14 protein-coding genes are annotated in these 17,631 nt (G+C 45.0%); 4 read left to right on the forward strand and 10 right to left on the reverse strand.

The annotated features are described in order from the left end of the window. Positions 1 to 233: 233 nt before the first annotated feature. Both murI and btuB read right to left on the reverse strand, forming a co-directional pair. Positions 234 to 1,097: a glutamate racemase gene (gene murI / locus BDE27_RS04755; protein ID WP_099131869.1), complete on the reverse strand. Its 864-nt coding sequence runs from the start codon at positions 1,095 to 1,097 to the stop codon at positions 234 to 236. Further along, the gene (gene btuB, locus BDE27_RS04760; RefSeq protein WP_099131870.1) at positions 1,042 to 2,880 is read right to left on the reverse strand and encodes a TonB-dependent vitamin B12 receptor BtuB; all 1,839 of its coding nucleotides are present in this window, start codon (positions 2,878 to 2,880) and stop codon (positions 1,042 to 1,044) included. Before btuB ends, murI begins: the two co-directional genes overlap by 56 nt. A gap of 197 nt (positions 2,881 to 3,077) precedes the next feature. Here btuB and trmA point away from each other — a divergent pair, with 197 nt between their 5' ends. Beyond that, on the forward strand, positions 3,078 to 4,178 hold the full coding sequence (gene trmA, locus BDE27_RS04765; RefSeq protein ID WP_099131871.1) for a tRNA (uridine(54)-C5)-methyltransferase TrmA: 1,101 nt from the start codon (positions 3,078 to 3,080) through the stop codon (positions 4,176 to 4,178). A 74-nt stretch (positions 4,179 to 4,252) separates the two neighbouring features. On the opposite strand, the gene BDE27_RS04770 is transcribed toward trmA, so the two are convergent. Both BDE27_RS04770 and fabR read right to left on the reverse strand, forming a co-directional pair. Further along, positions 4,253 to 4,630 (reverse strand): YijD family membrane protein, encoded by a 378-nt coding sequence (locus BDE27_RS04770; protein ID WP_099131872.1) that lies wholly within the window; start codon positions 4,628 to 4,630, stop codon positions 4,253 to 4,255. 21 nt (positions 4,631 to 4,651) lie between these two features. After that, positions 4,652 to 5,314 (reverse strand): HTH-type transcriptional repressor FabR, encoded by a 663-nt coding sequence (gene fabR / locus BDE27_RS04775; protein WP_099131873.1) that lies wholly within the window; start codon positions 5,312 to 5,314, stop codon positions 4,652 to 4,654. A gap of 205 nt (positions 5,315 to 5,519) precedes the next feature. Between fabR and sthA the strand changes: the two genes are divergently transcribed. Further along, positions 5,520 to 6,917: a Si-specific NAD(P)(+) transhydrogenase gene (gene sthA, locus BDE27_RS04780; protein ID WP_099131874.1), complete on the forward strand. Its 1,398-nt coding sequence runs from the start codon at positions 5,520 to 5,522 to the stop codon at positions 6,915 to 6,917. Here sthA and oxyR read toward each other — a convergent pair. From oxyR to argC, 5 genes are all read right to left on the reverse strand, one after another. Continuing rightward, the gene (oxyR, locus tag BDE27_RS04785) at positions 6,909 to 7,826 is read right to left on the reverse strand and encodes a DNA-binding transcriptional regulator OxyR (RefSeq protein WP_099131875.1); all 918 of its coding nucleotides are present in this window, start codon (positions 7,824 to 7,826) and stop codon (positions 6,909 to 6,911) included. The two genes, sthA and oxyR, sit on opposite strands and share 9 nt — an antisense overlap. A 99-nt stretch (positions 7,827 to 7,925) precedes the next feature. Further along, a complete protein-coding gene (gene argH, locus BDE27_RS04790) occupies positions 7,926 to 9,299 on the reverse strand; it encodes an argininosuccinate lyase (RefSeq protein ID WP_099131876.1) in 1,374 nt (457 codons plus the stop codon). 58 nt (positions 9,300 to 9,357) lie between these two features. Continuing rightward, a complete protein-coding gene (locus tag BDE27_RS04795) occupies positions 9,358 to 10,569 on the reverse strand; it encodes an argininosuccinate synthase (RefSeq protein ID WP_099131877.1) in 1,212 nt (403 codons plus the stop codon). Between the two features lie 55 nt (positions 10,570 to 10,624). Then, complete coding sequence (gene argB / locus BDE27_RS04800) at positions 10,625 to 11,398, reverse strand: acetylglutamate kinase (protein ID WP_099131878.1); 774 nt, start codon at positions 11,396 to 11,398, stop codon at positions 10,625 to 10,627. A 42-nt stretch (positions 11,399 to 11,440) separates the two neighbouring features. Then, on the reverse strand, positions 11,441 to 12,445 hold the full coding sequence (argC, locus tag BDE27_RS04805) for an N-acetyl-gamma-glutamyl-phosphate reductase (RefSeq protein WP_099131879.1): 1,005 nt from the start codon (positions 12,443 to 12,445) through the stop codon (positions 11,441 to 11,443). Positions 12,446 to 12,561: 116 nt separating this feature from the next. On the opposite strand from argC, the gene argE reads away from it, so the two are divergent. Beyond that, entirely contained in the window at positions 12,562 to 13,719 is a 1,158-nt protein-coding gene (argE, locus tag BDE27_RS04810) for an acetylornithine deacetylase (protein ID WP_099131880.1), read from the forward strand. Between the two features lie 315 nt (positions 13,720 to 14,034). Further along, a complete protein-coding gene (gene metF / locus BDE27_RS04815; RefSeq protein WP_099131881.1) occupies positions 14,035 to 14,922 on the forward strand; it encodes a methylenetetrahydrofolate reductase in 888 nt (295 codons plus the stop codon). Positions 14,923 to 14,994: 72 nt separating this feature from the next. On the opposite strand, the gene ppc is transcribed toward metF, so the two are convergent. Then, positions 14,995 to 17,631 carry a phosphoenolpyruvate carboxylase gene (gene ppc, locus BDE27_RS04820; protein WP_120211312.1) on the reverse strand — a complete coding sequence of 879 codons (2,637 nt, stop codon included), beginning with the start codon at positions 17,629 to 17,631 and terminating at the stop codon, positions 14,995 to 14,997.

Genomic DNA, 17,631 nt, shown 5'->3' on the forward strand with positions numbered 1-17,631 from the left:
ATTTGTTAAAGAGCATTGGCAACCGGAAGTGCCTTCCGGGTTGCGAGGCTGCGTATCTTACGCTTTTCGCCGCCAGAGTCAAGCGATTATTTTCGCTTTTCTCTCACCGTCCTGCGCGGCCTGTTTCAGCTCAGCGTCGGTCAGTGGTGGCGCATTATAGGGGGTTTTACGGCGCTGACAATAGTTTTTTTAAAAAAAAATCACCAACCGATGATTATTACGCCAAATTGCACTTAAGTTGATAGTTTTTCCAGCGTTAAGAAACCTAACTCGTGTAAAACGGGACGCAAATCTTCATTCGATGGTTCGATTTTTGTGCAATATGCTAAGTTATCGGCAGTTGTTGAAAACAAATCTTCCCGATTTTTGATCAACCATGCAGTTCTGCGAGCAATTGCCGCTCCCGAATCAATTAATCTTGTCCCATCTGGTAAAACTTGTGCAATTTCTTCTGCTATCAGAGGAAAGTGCGTACAACCCAAAATGACAGTATCCGGTGGCTCTTTCATTCTTAGCCACGGTTTCAGTATTTTCTCTAACTCTTTTAGTGGAACATCCTTGCCATGTAATTTTCGTTCAGCTAACTCGACCAATTCAGCAGAACCAATTGCATACATCTGGCAATCCGTAGCGAACCTTGCAATTAATTCTTTGGTATAGTCGCGATTCACTGTGGCGCGTGTCGCCAATAATCCCACAACGCGATTACAGGTTAGCTTCGCCGCAGGTTTGATCGCAGGTACAACCCCAACAACAGGAAAAGAAAAACGTCCACGCAGAGCGGGCAAGCTGACTGTACTCGCAGTGTTGCAAGCGATAACGACAACCGCTAAAGGATGTTTTTTCTGGATTGCATCAACAATCTGAACGACCCTTTCTACAATCACTTCCGCCGTTTTCTCTCCATAAGGAAATGCTTCATTATCGAAAGCATATATATAGTGGAGATCCGGCAAGAGCTGCCGAATTTCTTGATAAACAGATAAACCACCTACTCCAGAATCAAAAACCAGAATCGTTGGACGGATGGTCTTGTTTACATCAGAAGTTGTAGCTTCCAGTGAGGTAGTATTCTCTTCCTGGTGTACGGTAGCCATAGGCTGTCTCATAATGCTTATCAAACAGATTGGCTATTCTAGCACGGATTGTTAGGCGGTCGATGATCGGATATGAGGCGCTGATATCCCACAGACTTACACCTGCTAATTTTACTGTTTTCGCAGGGTATGTACTATAGTCTTGGTCATAACGCCGACCAATATATTGATAGGTTATTCCCCAATCGACATTAAAAGCTTCCCAATCCAATTGATATTTAACTTGCTGTTTAGCCCTGCGAGTTAATTGCTGACCACTGCCATCACGCGGGTCAATGAACTGTAATGTGAGTTGATGTTGGAGTAAGCCAGTCTCCATTGTTCCCGTCCACTCAATACCTTTTATTTTTGCCTTATCACCGTTCTCATAGCGGTTATTGGCAAAATCTATCAACTGCTCAATATCGTTATGATAAGCAGATAGACGCCAATTAAGTGGTCCGGTCAATCCTTCAATCCCGATATCCCATTGCTTACTTTTTTCTGGTTTAAGACTTTCATTTCCCCATTTGCTATAAAGCTGACTCAAAGTCGGTGCTTTGAATGCCATTCCATACGAAGTAACAAAACGATAACCATCAATAAACTCCCAGCCGATGCCAATTTGCCCCGTAGTATTCCAGTTATAATCAGAATGGTGATCTGAACGCACAGCACCTTCTAAAATGACATCCTGCACCTTTTGCTGCGCAGTTAAATATAGTCCCGTATTATCAACATGTTTTTGTACAGGGATGTTATTAGAGCCTGCGGCAATCCATTCTCTTTTCCAATCAATCCCACTACTGATTGCACCATGACCAACCTGCCACGTATTTCCCCATTGCACATTGTATTGTTTTGAATCACTCAGACTGGAGTTATTGCCATAACGCCCATGCTTAGGAACATAATCGTAATCTTTGACGTGGCTGTGACTGACAATGAACTGAGAAGAATAGATGCCTTGGTTAAATTGAATACCAACATCATAGGTACGACTGAACAGTTCGCGAGTGTCTGCTTCACCGATACTCCATGCATCATAAGCCGTCCGATTATTGAATCCATAGGCTCGGGCAAATCCGCTCATTTGCTCACTTATTTTATGATCTATTTCCAACCACAGCATTTTACTCATAAAGCCATCCCGGTCTGGCTGACGATATCCTCCGGTTTTACCATCAACTATCACATCAAACCCTTTGGTATAGGTATAGCCTGCGGCTGTAGTTAATAAAGTATTTTCACCAAGTTTTTGCTGTGTTGAACCATTATAGTTTTGATATCCATTCGAACCGATCCCTGCATTCAGTGTTGTCCCGCGTTGTTCCCGCTTAGTGATAATATTGATCACGCCACCAATGGCATCAGAACCATATACAGCAGAACGCGCCCCACGGATATATTCTATTCTTTGCACCATTGAGATTGGGATCTGGCTAAAATCGGCAGCTCCGGTAATGCCTGCCTGATTCAAACGGATTCCATCTACCAGCACCAATGTATGGTTTGAGTTTGTACCACGAACAAATAAAGAAGAGTGCTGCCCAATACCACCATTCTGCGCGATATCAATACTCGGCAAACGACGCAAGACATCAACTAAGCTACTGGATTGCCAACGATCTATATCTTCACGAGTCACTACCGTCGTTGGCGCTAACACTGAAGAAATCGGCTGCTTAAAACGATTAGCTGTAATCACCAATGTATCTTGATTATCTGCACCTGCCAAATGGCTCCAACTAGAAAATACCGCCACGGATGCAGCAGATAGAAGAATCTGTTTTTTATTTATCATAAGATTTGTGATGAGAATATGTGTGGTATCTGGCTATATATATTTAACTATAAAGAGTCATGCTACGATGAAGGCTTTAGCGTGTCCAGAATACCTCTCTATCAAAAAAAGAGCAGATAAACCAGAAAACTGGACATCCTTTGTACTTTCCCTACAATGCGCTCGGAAATTTTTCTTAACGCGACGAGAACCCGATAATGCAGAATGCCTTGCCAACGGAAAATTATGAAAATCAATTGATGGAGAAAGTCCATCGTCTAAAAGGAATGATGCTCCCCTTTAGCGCACCTGAGCCTGACGTTTTCCGTTCCCCGGCATCACATTACAGAATGCGCGCAGAATTCCGTATCTGGCATGAGGAAGATGACCTTTACCACATCATGTTTGATCAACAAACTAAACAGCGTATCCGTATTGATCAATTTCCAGTTGCCAATCACCTAATCAATAAAATGATGCAAGCCATCATTGCTGGCGTAAAAGACAATCCCGTATTACGCCATAAACTGTTTCAAGTGGATTACCTTTCTACCCGCAGTAACAAAATCATTGTCTCTCTGCTTTACCACAAAAAACTGGGGGATGAATGGCGTGAACATGCAACCGCTCTGCGTAACCAACTCACCGCAGCAGGGTTTGATGTACAACTTATTGGACGTGCAGCAAAAACCAAGATCATGCTTGACCATGACTATATTGATGAAGAGCTGTCTGTTGCAGGCAAGATCATGATTTATCGTCAGGTTGAAAATAGCTTCACACAGCCGAATGCCAGTATTAACGTTCATATGTTGGAATGGGCAATTGATATCACCAAAAGCTCGAAAGGTGACTTGCTTGAGCTGTATTGTGGTAATGGTAATTTTTCCCTGGCACTGGCGCAGAATTTTGAACGGGTATTAGCGACAGAAATTGCCAAGCCTTCAGTGGCTGCCGCACAATTTAATATCGCAGCGAACAAAATTGATAACGTACAGATTATCCGCATGTCAGCGGAAGAATTTACTCAAGCGATGAACGGAGAGCGTGAGTTTAACCGACTGCAAGGAATTGATTTAAGCAGTTATCAATGTGAAACCATTTTTGTTGATCCACCGCGCAGCGGACTGGATGAAGAAACGCTAAAAATGGTTCAAGCGTATCCACGTATTCTTTATATTTCCTGCAATCCAGAAACGCTCTGCCAAAATCTGGAGACGCTAACACAGACCCACAAAATCAGCCAACTGGCGCTCTTTGACCAGTTCCCTTATACCCATCATATGGAATGCGGTGTCCTGCTGGAAAAAAGAACTTAGCCGTCATTAAAAACACAAACGCCACAAGGTCAATTTCGTGGCGTTTTTTACCGAACCATTCTCGATAAAAGCGATTAACTTTGGCTTTCTGAAGTGAGCACTGCTTGCTGCTTGCGCTTTTTCATCTTTAGGTAGATCCAAAACACCAAGACAGTACCAATAACGACAGGCAAGAAATTAGAGCCAATTGCTGGATATTCCATCCGCATGAATGCGTTATACACAAACATGCCTAAGAAGAAGCATCCTACGGCCAGTTTTGGTAATCCTTCTGCCATTGGATAATTCAAATAACGTTGATGGAGACAATACAAAGAAAGTACCAGTGCAATAAGAGGGAAAATAGAAAAAGAGACAAATGAATTAAAAAATGTTGAGAAAGTTCCGTGTGTTGCCATTCCAACGATAAGAGCCAGCAACATTGTGCTTTTATCTTGTCGGTATTGTTCCATCGTATTATTCTCCTTTCATTATTATTCAGAGGTTTTAGGGATCGCTTTAGGGACAGTATTTTTTTCTTGCTCACGACGATACCAATAATAAGCGCCTTTGGAAATTATGCGGAGTTGCAAAACCAAACGCTCTTCGAGACGACGCCTTTTTTCTTCATCAATATCCAATGCTTCTGCGCCTGCGCTGAACACGATTGTCACCATCGCCTCAGCCTGTATCTCAGTAAAATGACGTGGCATATGGCTAGCTTGTTCAAGATAGTCTGCCAATTCGGCAATAAAATGCTGGATTTCTCGTGCTACAGCCGCACGAAATTCAGCCGATGTACCGGAGCGTTCACGCAGCAATAGACGGAACGCATTGGGATTGTTGCCGATAAACTCCATGAAGGTTGAAACTGAAGTACGGATGACACTGCCGCCTTTGGCGATACGCTGACGGGCCTGACGCATTAACTGACGCAACATCAAACCACTTTCATCCACCATCGTTAGCCCCAGTTCATCCACATCCCGAAAATGCCGATAAAAAGAAGTCGGTGCAATACCCGCCTCCCGAGCTACTTCCCGTAGGCTCAGGCTGGTAAAACTGCGTTCAGCACTGAGTTGGCTAAATGCCGCCTCAATCAGGGAGCGGCGGGTTTTTTCTTTCTGTTTTGCTCTAACGCCGGTTACGTTACTCACAACAATCCTGATCTATCTCGACTTTAATCGGGCAAATATAACAGATTCTGCTAAGTTTGCTGTGATTGTTCTCTTAAAGATATTATTCGATGTTTTCCTGATTTATTTCTAAGCAGTGAGATAAAAACCTTATGCTCATTGGGTTATTGCATCAAGTAATGTTAAGATAGCGTTGTTATTTTGTGTAAAAACAGGTCTTTCCTCTATGCAACATACTCATTTTGATGCCATTGTGATTGGCTCTGGTCCCGGTGGGGAAGGAGCAGCAATGGGGTTAGTAAAACAAGGCAAAAACGTTGCTGTTATAGAACGTTATAATAATGTCGGTGGTGGGTGTACTCATTGGGGCACAATCCCGTCGAAAGCTCTCCGCCATGCTGTTAGTCGTATTATCGAATTTAATCAGAATCCCCTCTACAGTGATAACTCCCGCATTCTTCGTTCCTCGTTTTCAGAAATTCTGCGCCATGCTGAAGTCGTTATTAACCAGCAAACTAAGATGCGCCAAGGGTTTTATGAACGTAACCGTTGTCGAATGTTTGCAGGAGAAGCCACTTTCATTGATGAACATCGGGTAAGTGTGCGTTATACCGATGATAGTGTTGATATCTTGAGTGCAGACAACATTATCATTGCCACCGGCTCCCGTCCTTACTGCCCTCCTGATGTTGATTTCACCCACTCCCGTATTTATAACAGCGATACCATATTGCAACTGGATCACGAACCTCGCCATGTCATTATTTATGGGGCCGGAGTGATTGGTTGTGAATATGCCTCCATTTTCCGCGGATTGGGTGTTAAGGTGGATTTGATCAACACTCGTGATCATCTTCTGTCCTTTCTTGATCAAGAAATGTCTGATGCCCTCTCCTACCATTTTTGGAATAGTGGCACGGTCATCCGCCACAACGAAGAATATGAAAAAATTGAAGGCGTTGATAATGGTGTCATCGTTCACCTGAAATCCGGCAAGAAAGTCAAAGCGGATTGCCTGTTGTATGCCAATGGCAGAACAGGTAATACAGACAAGCTAGGTTTAGAAAATGTCGGACTGGAAACAGACAGCCGAGGTTTACTGAAAGTCAATCGCGTCTATCAGACCAACAATGAAAACATCTATGCAGTTGGTGATGTTATTGGCTATCCAAGTTTGGCTTCTGCGGCCTATGATCAGGGACGCATCGCTGCAAAAGCGATGACCACAGGCAATGCTAATCTGCATCTGGTGGAAGATATCCCAACCGGGATTTATACCATTCCTGAAATTAGTTCGGTTGGTAAAACCGAGCAACAATTAACTGCAATGAAAATCCCTTATGAGGTAGGTCGCGCCCAATTCAAACATCTGGCAAGAGCACAAATTGCCGGTATGAATGTTGGCAGTATCAAGATCCTGTTCCACCGTGAGACAAAACAGATTTTAGGCATCCACTGTTTTGGCGAACGTGCCGCAGAGATCATTCATATTGGTCAGGCCATTATGGAACAAAAAGGTGAAGGCAATAATATCGAATATTTCGTTAATACTACCTTCAATTATCCAACAATGGCGGAAGCCTACCGTGTTGCGGCACTCAATGGGCTAAACCGATTATTTTGATGTTTTTCCGAGTATTGCGAAATAATTGCCCATTTTAGTACGAATCGCCTCTGCCAATTGCTCATAGCGACCACGCAGAGGTGAGCCGGGACGATAAACCAATATGACGGATCGCCTAGGTTCCGGTTCATCACACTCCAGATAGCAAACCCCATCCCGCCTTCTCTCATTCGGAACTGACAAATCAGGTAATAATGTAATACCGCTGCCCGCTGCAACCATATTGCGCAGAGTTTCCAGACTGGTTCCCCTAAAATGGGTATCTTCTTTGGCTCCCGCCTGGAAACAAAATCCCATCGCATGATCACGCAAACAGTGTCCATCTTCCAGCATCAATAACTTCTCGCCGGATAGCTCACCCATCTTAATTTTGTCCCGCCCAGCCCATTTATGCTCTTCAAATACCGCCAGTTTCATGGGTTCTTCAAACAACGGCACTTCGATAAATGCTTCGGTCTCTTTCACCAACGCCAAAATAGCGCAGTCAAGCTTTCCACTATCAAGTTGTGCCAACAAGTTTTGGGTTTGTGCCTCATGTAGGTACATTTCCAATTTGGGGAACAATTTATGCAGTTCAGGAATGATAAGTGGCAGGAGATAGGGGCCGATTGTTGGAATAAGACCAATATGCAACGGCCCAGACATACTTTCACCTTGAAGGGAGGCCATTTCCTGCAAAACTTTCACTTCCCTCAATACCGTTTTGGCCTGTTCCACTAGCAACATTCCCTGTTGGGTAAACAATACCTTGCGGCTAGTGCGTTCCAGCAGCATCACCCCAAGCTCATCTTCCAGTTTGCGGATTTGCCCGCTCAGGGTCGGTTGGCTGACATGACAAGCATCAGCGGCTCGGCGAAAGTGCCGGTATTCAGCAAGTGCTACAAGGTATTCCAGATCGCGGATATTCATTCCCAACCTCAGCATTTGATATCAATGATAGTATTGACCAATAAATCATTATATCCACGAGGGGAAAAAACTATCAACTGCGTGTGATTATTGATGTTTTTAGCTAAATCGCTGCTTGGCCTGAGCAATCGCTTGCTTCACTTGTTCTTGCGCTACACCACCTTTTGCCAGTCGTTTGTCCAAACACGATTGCAACGATAAAACGTCATAGACATCCACAGCAATGACGTTGCTGAATTTTTGCAATTCAAGCAGGGAAAGCTCTTCCAGCGCTTTACCTCTGTCAATTGCCGCAACAACAACTTCACCAACAATGTGATGTGCCTCGCGGAACGGGACACCTTTTGCGACCAGATAATCAGCCAGTTCAGTCGCGTTAGCATACCCTTGCTTTGCTGCTTCCTCACAACGGGAGCGTTTTACCTGAATGCCATCCAACACCAGTATCGCCATATGCACACAATCCAACCAGGTATCCAGTGCATCAAACAAGCCTTCCTTATCTTCCTGCATATCTTTATTGTAAGCGAGAGGAAGTCCTTTTAAAGTCATCATCATCCCCGTCAATGCCCCTTGCACCCGTCCACACTTACCACGGATAAGTTCCAATGCATCTGGGTTTTTCTTTTGCGGCATCAAGGAAGAGCCGGAAGTTACCCGATCCGACAATTCAACAAAGCCGGCCTCTCCACTATTAAAGAAAATCAAATCCTCAGCAAAACGCGAAAGATGAACCATACTAATGCTCGCATCTGACAGTAGCTCCAAGACATGATCACGATCCGAAACACTATCCAGGCTATTGCGTGTCGCTGAGGCGAAACCGAGCCATGACGCCAGTTGCTCACGATCAATATCATAAGCCGTTCCTGCCAGCGCCCCGCATCCCAACGGGCTGACATCCAACCGCTTTAATGCATCTTGCAATCGACTTTCATCACGACTAAGCATTTCCACATAGGCCAAACACCAGTGGGCAAAAGTGACAGGTTGCGCCCGCTGTAAATGGGTATAACCTGGCATTACCGCATCCTGATTGTTTTCAGCAGTGAATACCAACGCTTGTTGCAACTCAGCTAATGCTATCAGAATGTGGATGATCTGATCTTTACACCATAATTTCAGGTCAGTTGCGACCTGATCATTACGGCTGCGTCCCGTATGGAGTTTTTTACCCAAATCACCCACTTTCGTAATAAGTTGCCCTTCTACCCAACTGTGAATATCTTCCGCATCACTTTGCAAAATGGCCTTGGGGTTAATTCGCACTTCATCCAGTAATTCATTTAAAGCCAGTTCCAGCTTTTGTTGCTCTTCGGCAGTTAACACTCCTACCGTAACCAACGCTTTTGACCATGCAACAGAACCAACAATATCCTGCTCCGCCAAACGATAATCAAAACGCAGTGAATCATTAAATTGCTTGAACCGCTGATCGGCTTCCTGACTGAAACGCCCACCCCAAAGTGCCATAATATTGTTCCTGTTTTTTCTAATTGCTATCGATTACTAAAAGTTGATCGCCCCAAAATTACTTTTTACTGTTCAGTGCACGAATACGTGAAGAAAGCGAATAGAGGCGAATAAACCCTTCTGCATGGCTATGATCGTAAACTTCATCCTCGCCAAAAGTGGCGAACTCTTCAGAATAGAGGCTATTGGCTGACTTTTTCTGCACTGCCGTTACCTGCCCTTTATAAAGTTTCACAACCACTTCACCGCTGACACTGGCCGCTAAAATTTCTGCTGCTGCTTGGATTGATTGACGCAATGGCGCAAACCAACGGCCGTCATAAACAACATAAGACATCTCCAGCCCCAGTTGTTGACGCCATTTGAAACTATCGCGATCTAAAACCAGTTGTTCGATGCCGCGCAGTGCTTCCATCATGATGGTTCCCCCCGGAGTTTCATAACAACCGCGGGATTTCATGCCTACTAAACGGTTTTCTACGATATCGATCCGGCCAATGCCGTGCCTGGCTCCCCACTTATTTAACTCATCAAGGCATTGATAGGGGGAAAGCGCCTGACCATTCACGCTAACTACTTCACCTCTTTCAACCGTCACAGTGATATATTCCGGTTCATTGGGCGCCTCTTCTGGCTCTACTGTCCACACCCAGCAATCTTTATTGGCAGTATTCCACGTGCTTTCCAAAACCCCACCTTCGGTTGAAATGTGCCATGCATTTTCGTCACGGCTATAGATTTTCTCCAGTGTTGCGGTTGTCGGGATATCACGAACTTTTAAATAATCCAGCAGCGCTTCACGGGAACGCAGATCCCATTCCCGCCACGGAGCTACAACTTTCAGATGTGGTGCCAAAGCGGTATAAGTACTCTCAAACCGAACCTGATCATTCCCTTTACCTGTTGCACCGTGGGCGACGGCATCCGCTCCCACTTTCAGAGCCAGCTCAACCTGAGCTTTAGCAATAATTGGACGAGCCATTGATGTACCAAGCAGATAACTTCCCTCATACAGGGCGCCGGTTTTTAACACAGGATAAACATACTCTTTGATAAACTCTTCGCGCAGATCAACGACATGACATTCAGAAGCACCGGAACGTAATGCTTTCTGCTCCACCCCCTCCAGATCTTCACGACTTTGGCCGACATCAGCGACAAACGCAATCACTTCACAATTGCCATAATGTTCTTTTAGCCACGGAATAATGGCGGATGTATCCAAACCACCTGAATATGCCAGAACGATTTTCTTAATGCTTTTAGTCATAGAGATAACCTTTTTAATTTTAGTACAAACATAAGTTCGGGAATTACACGTCCAATTACGCCAAAATTCGTGTGCCAATAGGGATGCCATTAAATAACGCAATCAACTGATCTGCATGGCGCCAACTCGCGATATCCACTGGTTGTCCGAGTGTTTTTGCCGCTTCTAATGCTGCATTTACTTTCACTATCATGCCGTTAGTAATAATGCCTTGATCGATAAGCTGCGCGATCTGTTCTGTCGTGACTTCTGGGATCTTTTTCCCTTTCCCATCCAGAATACCGCTGACATCGGACAACAAGATCAAATCTGCATTCAGCACTTGTGCGATGGCCGTCGCCGCTTGATCGGCATTGACATTCATCAATTCACCTTGTTCAGTGATACCAATTGAACTGATAATCGGCATATAGCCCAAATCCAGCAAAATTTTCAGGAGATCAGGTATTCCTGATTGAGCCTTTCCAGTGTGACCAAGCTCTTCATCAAGTTGAGAAACGTTAACCATTCCCCCATCACCCAGACATAATCCGATGGCAGGCAAACGATACTTTGTTGCCCACGCCAGCAATTTCTTGTTGGCAGTTCCGGCTAACGTCCCCGTAATGATGTCAATCTGATCCTCAGGCGTAACCCGCAAGCCTTGTTTCTTCAAAATAGGCATCTGCAATCGTTGCATCAGCTCATCAACCAAGCAACCACCGCCGTGTACAATAACCAGCGGACGTTTATGTGTTTTTCGGTATAACTGTAATGTGGTAAATAACCGTTCCAGCGCTTCTTCACTATCTAACAACACACCACCCAACTTGATAACTAACGGCTCCATCAGATTTATCCTCTGTCGGTATTAATATCTGTAGGTTAGAAATTAAAGTAATGCCTGAGTTTCTTCATACCCAAAACGAATATTCATGCACTGTACTGCTTGTGCCGCTGCCCCCTTCAACAAATTATCCTCAGCCCCTACGATGATCAGGTATTGCCCCTGAACAGCAAAACCAATATCGCAGAATGGCAAACCAACAACGGCTTTCAACGCGGGAACCCCTTTGCTATATAACCGCACCAACGGCTTATCATGATATGCCTGTTGATAAGCCGCCCTAATTTGGGCTTCTGTCACACCAGATTTCAATTTACAGGTAATTGTGGCAAGAATACCGCGTGAGAAATTGCCTAAATGAGGGGTAAAAATCACCTCTGTACCTAAATGAGTAGTGATTTCAGGCTGATGACGATGGTTAAAAACACCATACGGTTGCAAACTAATTTCACAGAAGCTATTGGTGATCGACGCTTTTCGGCCAGCGCCACTGACACCACTGACAGCGTTGATAACAGGCCAATGTTCTGTATCTAATAAATTTTGTTCAAGCAACGGTTTCAAGGAAAGTTGGGAAACAGTGGGGTAACAGCCGGGAACAGCAATCAATTGAGCTTGCCTGATTTTCTCTGCTTGCCATTCTGCCAATCCATATACCGCTTGCTCCAACCACCGAGTATTTTTATGTTCAAACCCGTAGTATTTTTTATAGAACTGTGTATCTTTCACGCGATAGGCACCAGATAAATCAAACACGATACAACCTGCTGCCAGAAATATCGGGACAATATCATGGCTGACTTCATGGGCAGTGGCGAGAAAGACCACATCAATCCCTTTTGCCGCTTCACTCACATCGGCCAACGGCTGTAAGGGCAAATCAAGAATACCCTTATATTGTGGATGAAGTTCTGAAAAACATTTCCCTGCATCTAAACTTTGAGAAGAAACCATCAAGCCGGAGAGATGGACATAGGGATGACGTTGCAGATATGCTGCTAACTCAGCTCCGGTATAACCACTGGCACCAACTATCAGCGTATTCAACATGGGATTTATTCACCTTATAGTATTAACCCAATAGTATTAATTCAATGACTTTATTGCATTTATATGCAATTAATTTGCATGAATATTGATACTATTATGAGTAAGGGCTGTCAACAGTGAATATTAAATTACCGTCTTTTATTAAATTATATCATCAGCTCATTGCGGCTCCTTCTATCAGCGCAACTGATGCTGAACTTGATCAAAGTAATGAAGTTGTTATCAATCTGCTGGCAGAATGGCTAAAAGAGATCGGGTTTACCATTGAAATTCAACCCGTTCCTGAAACCAGAGGTAAATTCAATCTGCTGGCAACATTGGGCAGTGGTTCGGGGGGTTTACTGCTATGTGGTCATACAGATACCGTTCCTTTTGATGAGGGACGCTGGACACAAGATCCCTTCACATTGACCGAGCGCGATGGCAAATTATATGGACTTGGGACGGCTGATATGAAAGGCTTCTTTGCCTTTATCATTGATGCGTTGCGGGATATCGATGTCAGCAAACTATCTCACCCTCTTTATATTCTCGCTACCGCTGACGAAGAAACATCAATGGCAGGTGCACGCTACTTTGCTGCCAATGCTCATATTCGGCCTGATTTTGCCATCATTGGCGAACCGACATCATTACAGCCAATCCGCGCCCATAAAGGGCATATAGCCCAGGCTATCCGCATTGAAGGAAAATCAGGGCATTCCAGCGATCCAGCGCGGGGTGTCAATGCCATTGATCTGATGCACGAATCCATTACCCAGCTAATAAAACTACGCCACACCTTGCAAGAGCGCTATCACAATCCGGCGTTCGTCATCCCTTACCCAACCATGAATTTCGGCCATATTCATGGCGGTGATGCTGCAAATCGTATTTGTGCCTGCTGTGAACTGCATATGGATATCCGTCCGCTGCCCGGATTGACCTTGCAGGATTTGAATGGGTTGCTGAATGACGCACTGGAACCCGTAAAACAGCGCTGGCCTGGTCGCCTGAACGTGACAGAACTTCATCCCCCCATTCCGGGCTATGAATGTCCGACAAACCACAAACTGGTCGGCGTGATTGAAAAACTGTTGGGAACCAAAGCAGATACCGTCAATTACTGTACGGAAGCGCCTTTTATTCAGGAGTTGTGTCCAACATTGGTTTTAGGGCCTGGCTCGATTGAACAAGCGCACCAGCCCGATGAATTTTTGGATATGGCATTTATTGAGCCAACGAGAAGATTGCTTTCACAGCTTGTGGCGCATTTTTGTTTGAATGTGGGTTAAAGCTGTACTGTTTCCCAGCCGTCAAATGGCTAATCCTCTGCAAAAGTGTTCATAATTAGTACCATAAATGGACTGGGAGTACCCGGTCGGCGTTATAACCTCGGTGAATGCATCGGGGTTTTTCGCTAATTCTCCAACATGAATTTCTTTCCTGATCACTTTGAATATTCCTCACTGGGAATAAGGCATTTCTCGATTGACTAAAAACTCCGCTTCGCCCATTCTATTTGGACATCTAAATGGATAGACATATAAACACTTAAACATCTAAAAATAAGCGGGCAAAAGTTCCGTTTGTTCATGAGGGCACAGGGTATGAGTTTTTTTCACGCTAATCAGCGAGAAGCGCTGAACCAGAATCTGGCTGAACTTGAAGGGCAAATTCGTGTTTCCTTTGAATTCTTTCCACCCAGAACGGCTGAGATGGAACAAACCCTGTGGAAATCCATTGATCGCTTGAGCAAGCTGAAACCTAAGTTTGTTTCTGTTACCTATGGCGCCAACTCTGGCGAACGTGATCGCACGCATAGCATTATCAAGGATATTAAAGAAAAAACGGGTCTTGATGCAGCCCCACACCTGACTTGCATTGATGCCAGCCGTGCAGAGCTAAGCAACATTGCTCATGATTATTGGCAAAACGGCATTCGTCATATTGTGGCATTACGTGGTGATTTACCGGCTAACGGTTGTAAGCCAGAAATGTATGGTGCTGATTTAGTTGAACTATTAAAAAAAGAAGCAGATTTTGATATCTCCGTTGCAGCTTATCCAGAAGTGCATCCAGAAGCGAAAAGTGCACAGGCAGACTTGATCAATTTAAAACATAAAATTGATGCTGGAGCCAATCGCGCCATTACCCAATTCTTTTTTGATGTGGAAAGTTATCTGCGTTTTCGTGATCGCTGTGTCGCAACAGGGATTGACGTAGAAATTGTACCAGGGATCTTACCAGTCTCGAACTTCCGTCAATTGCAACGATTTGCTTCAATGACTAACGTTCGGATCCCAAGCTGGATGACCAGAATGTTTGAAGGATTAGATGATGATCCGGAAAGTCGCAACTTAGTCGGTGCATCTATTGCAATGGATATGGTGAAAATTCTCAGTCGTGAGGGCGTGAAAGATTTTCATTTTTATACCCTAAATCGGGCAGAATTGAGTTATGCCATCTGCCATACATTGGGAGTACGCCCTTGCTAATTAATTTACCCGCTACGTCTCAGAAGCCGAACTGTTTCCCCATTCGGCTTCTATGATTCAAAAATATTTAAACTATCCTGTATTGCGCATTCCTGCCGCGACGCCGGCAATTGTCACCATCAGCGCCTGCTCAAGATGCGGATCAGGATTTTCCTGCTGACGGGAACGCTGTAGTAATTCGGCCTGTAGTACGTTCAACGGATCGGTATACACATTACGCAAAGCGATGGACTCAGCGATCCACGGCAAATCCGCCATCAATTGCTCATCCTGCGCAATGGTCAGTACCGTTTTGATATCCTCCGCCAGTTGGTTACGCAATTTTACGCCTAACGGCCACAGTTTCGGTTCTACCAAACGCTGATCGTAATATTCTGCTAACCACAAATCTGCTTTGGCAAATACCATCTCCAACATGGCAATACGCGTGTTAAAGAATGGCCAGTCGCGACACATATCCGTTAAAACTGGCAAGTTACCGGCATCGATCACCCGTTGCAGCGCCGCACCTGCACCTAACCATGCCGGTAGCATCAAGCGGTTTTGCGTCCAGGCAAATATCCACGGGATCGCCCGCAAACTTTCAACGCCTCCTGTCGGGCGTCGTTTAGCCGGCCGCGAACCCAAAGGCAGTTTTGCCAACTCTTGTTCCGGTGTTGCTGCCCGAAAATAAGGCACAAATTCCGGTTGCTCACGAACATAATCACGATACATATCACAGGAAACATCGGAGAGTGTATCCATAATCTGGCGCCATTCCGGTTTCGGCTCCGGTGGCGGCAATAAGTTTGCTTCCAGAATCGCACTGGCATACAAGGCCAAACTGCTGATCGTTACCTGCGGCAAACCAAACTTAAAGCGGATCATTTCCCCCTGCTCTGTTACGCGAAACCCGCCTTTCAGACTACCCGGCGGTTGGGAGAGTAAAGCCGAATGGGCAGGAGCACCACCACGGCCAATCGTACCTCCACGCCCGTGGAACAGGGTAAGCGTCACGCCCTCTTTTTCACACACTTTAATTAATGCATCCTGTGCCCGATATTGTGCCCACGACGCCGCCATCACCCCTGCATCTTTAGCAGAATCGGAGTAACCAATCATCACCATCTGCTTATCCTTAATCAGATCGCGATACCACTCAATTCCCAATAGTTGTCGAATCACGCCTTCAGCATTGTTCAGGTCATCAAGGGTTTCGAATAACGGCGCGACAGGCAATGACAATGGGCATCCCGCCTCTTTCAGCAATAATTTTACCGCCAAGACATCAGAAGGCACTTTCGCCATGGAAATAACATAAGCCGCAATCGAATCTTGTGGTGATTCAGCAATAACCTTGCAGGTATCGAAAACTTCTTGTGTTTCTGCGCTTGGCTGCCAATCACGCGGGATTAGAGGACGTTTTGATTGCAACTCTCTCAACAGAAATGCCTGCTTTTCGGCTTCAGGCCAGCTCGCATAATCGCCCATTTCCAGATATTGCGTCAGTTCAGCAATCGCATCAGTATGGCGGGTACTTTCCTGACGGATATCAATACGCACCAAAGACAAACCAAAGCTACGAATGCGGCGCAAGGTATCCAGTAATTGCCCGTTCGCGATAATTTCCATACCACAATCTTTCAGGGATTGATAACAAGCATATAACGGTTGCCATAACTGTTCGTTATGCAGGAGTAGATCCGCTGGTGGTAAAGCTTGCTCGCCTTTAAGGTGTTTTTCCAGATAAGCCAGCGTGTTACTTAATTGCGTACGCAATTGTTTGGCAATCTCACGGTAAGGCTCTAAAACGTGCTCACCTCCCACCATTTGGCGAAGTTCAGGCGTACATTCCGACATGGAGAGTTCAGAAACTAAAACCTGAATGTCTTTCAGGAACAGATCTGCGGCCTTCCAACGACTCAGCAATAAAACATGACGGGTAATTTCGGCAGTAACGTTAGGATTACCATCACGATCTCCTCCCATCCAAGAGGTAAAACGTACTGGCACCGCTTCCACTGGCAAGCTATAACCAATGGATTCTTCCAGTTGTTCATTGAATTCACGCAGAAATGCCGGCACACCTTCCCACAAGCTGTTTTCGACCACAGCAAAACCCCATTTTGCTTCATCAATTGGGGTAGGACGAATCTTACGGATCTCATCAGTATGCCATGATTGGGCAATCAACTGACGCAACCGACGCATGATGTTATTACATTCATAATCGGCCAAATCGTCATGATCAAGCTGTGCCAGACAGCCATTCACTTCAACCAACTTATGAATCAGGGTACGGCGGGCAATTTCTGTCGGATGCGCAGTCAGAACCAATTCAATCGCCAGCTCATTGACCGCCTTGATCAAATCGTCATTGCTGAATTGTTTGTCTTTAAGTCGGTTGAACAGTGCTGCCAGCGCTACCGGATTACTTGCCGCTTCGCCATGCGGAGAAATGCTGTGATATTGTTCGGCAACATTAGTCAGATTTAAAAACTGGTTAAACGCACGGACAACAGGCAATAATTCATCATTGGATAAATTTTCCAGCGTTGATAAAAGCTGCTGGCGGTCAGCCTCGTTACCTGCACGGGATGATTTAGATAACTTCCTGATCGTTTCAACTTTATCAAGAATATCTTCTCCCAAAGCTTCTTTAATTGTCTCGCCCAGCAACTTACCGAGCATACTGACATTACTTCGCATTGCGGAATATTGTTGATTCAT

The organism is Xenorhabdus ehlersii, from assembly GCF_003610465.1.
Classification (GTDB): Bacteria; Pseudomonadota; Gammaproteobacteria; order Enterobacterales; family Enterobacteriaceae; genus Xenorhabdus; species Xenorhabdus ehlersii.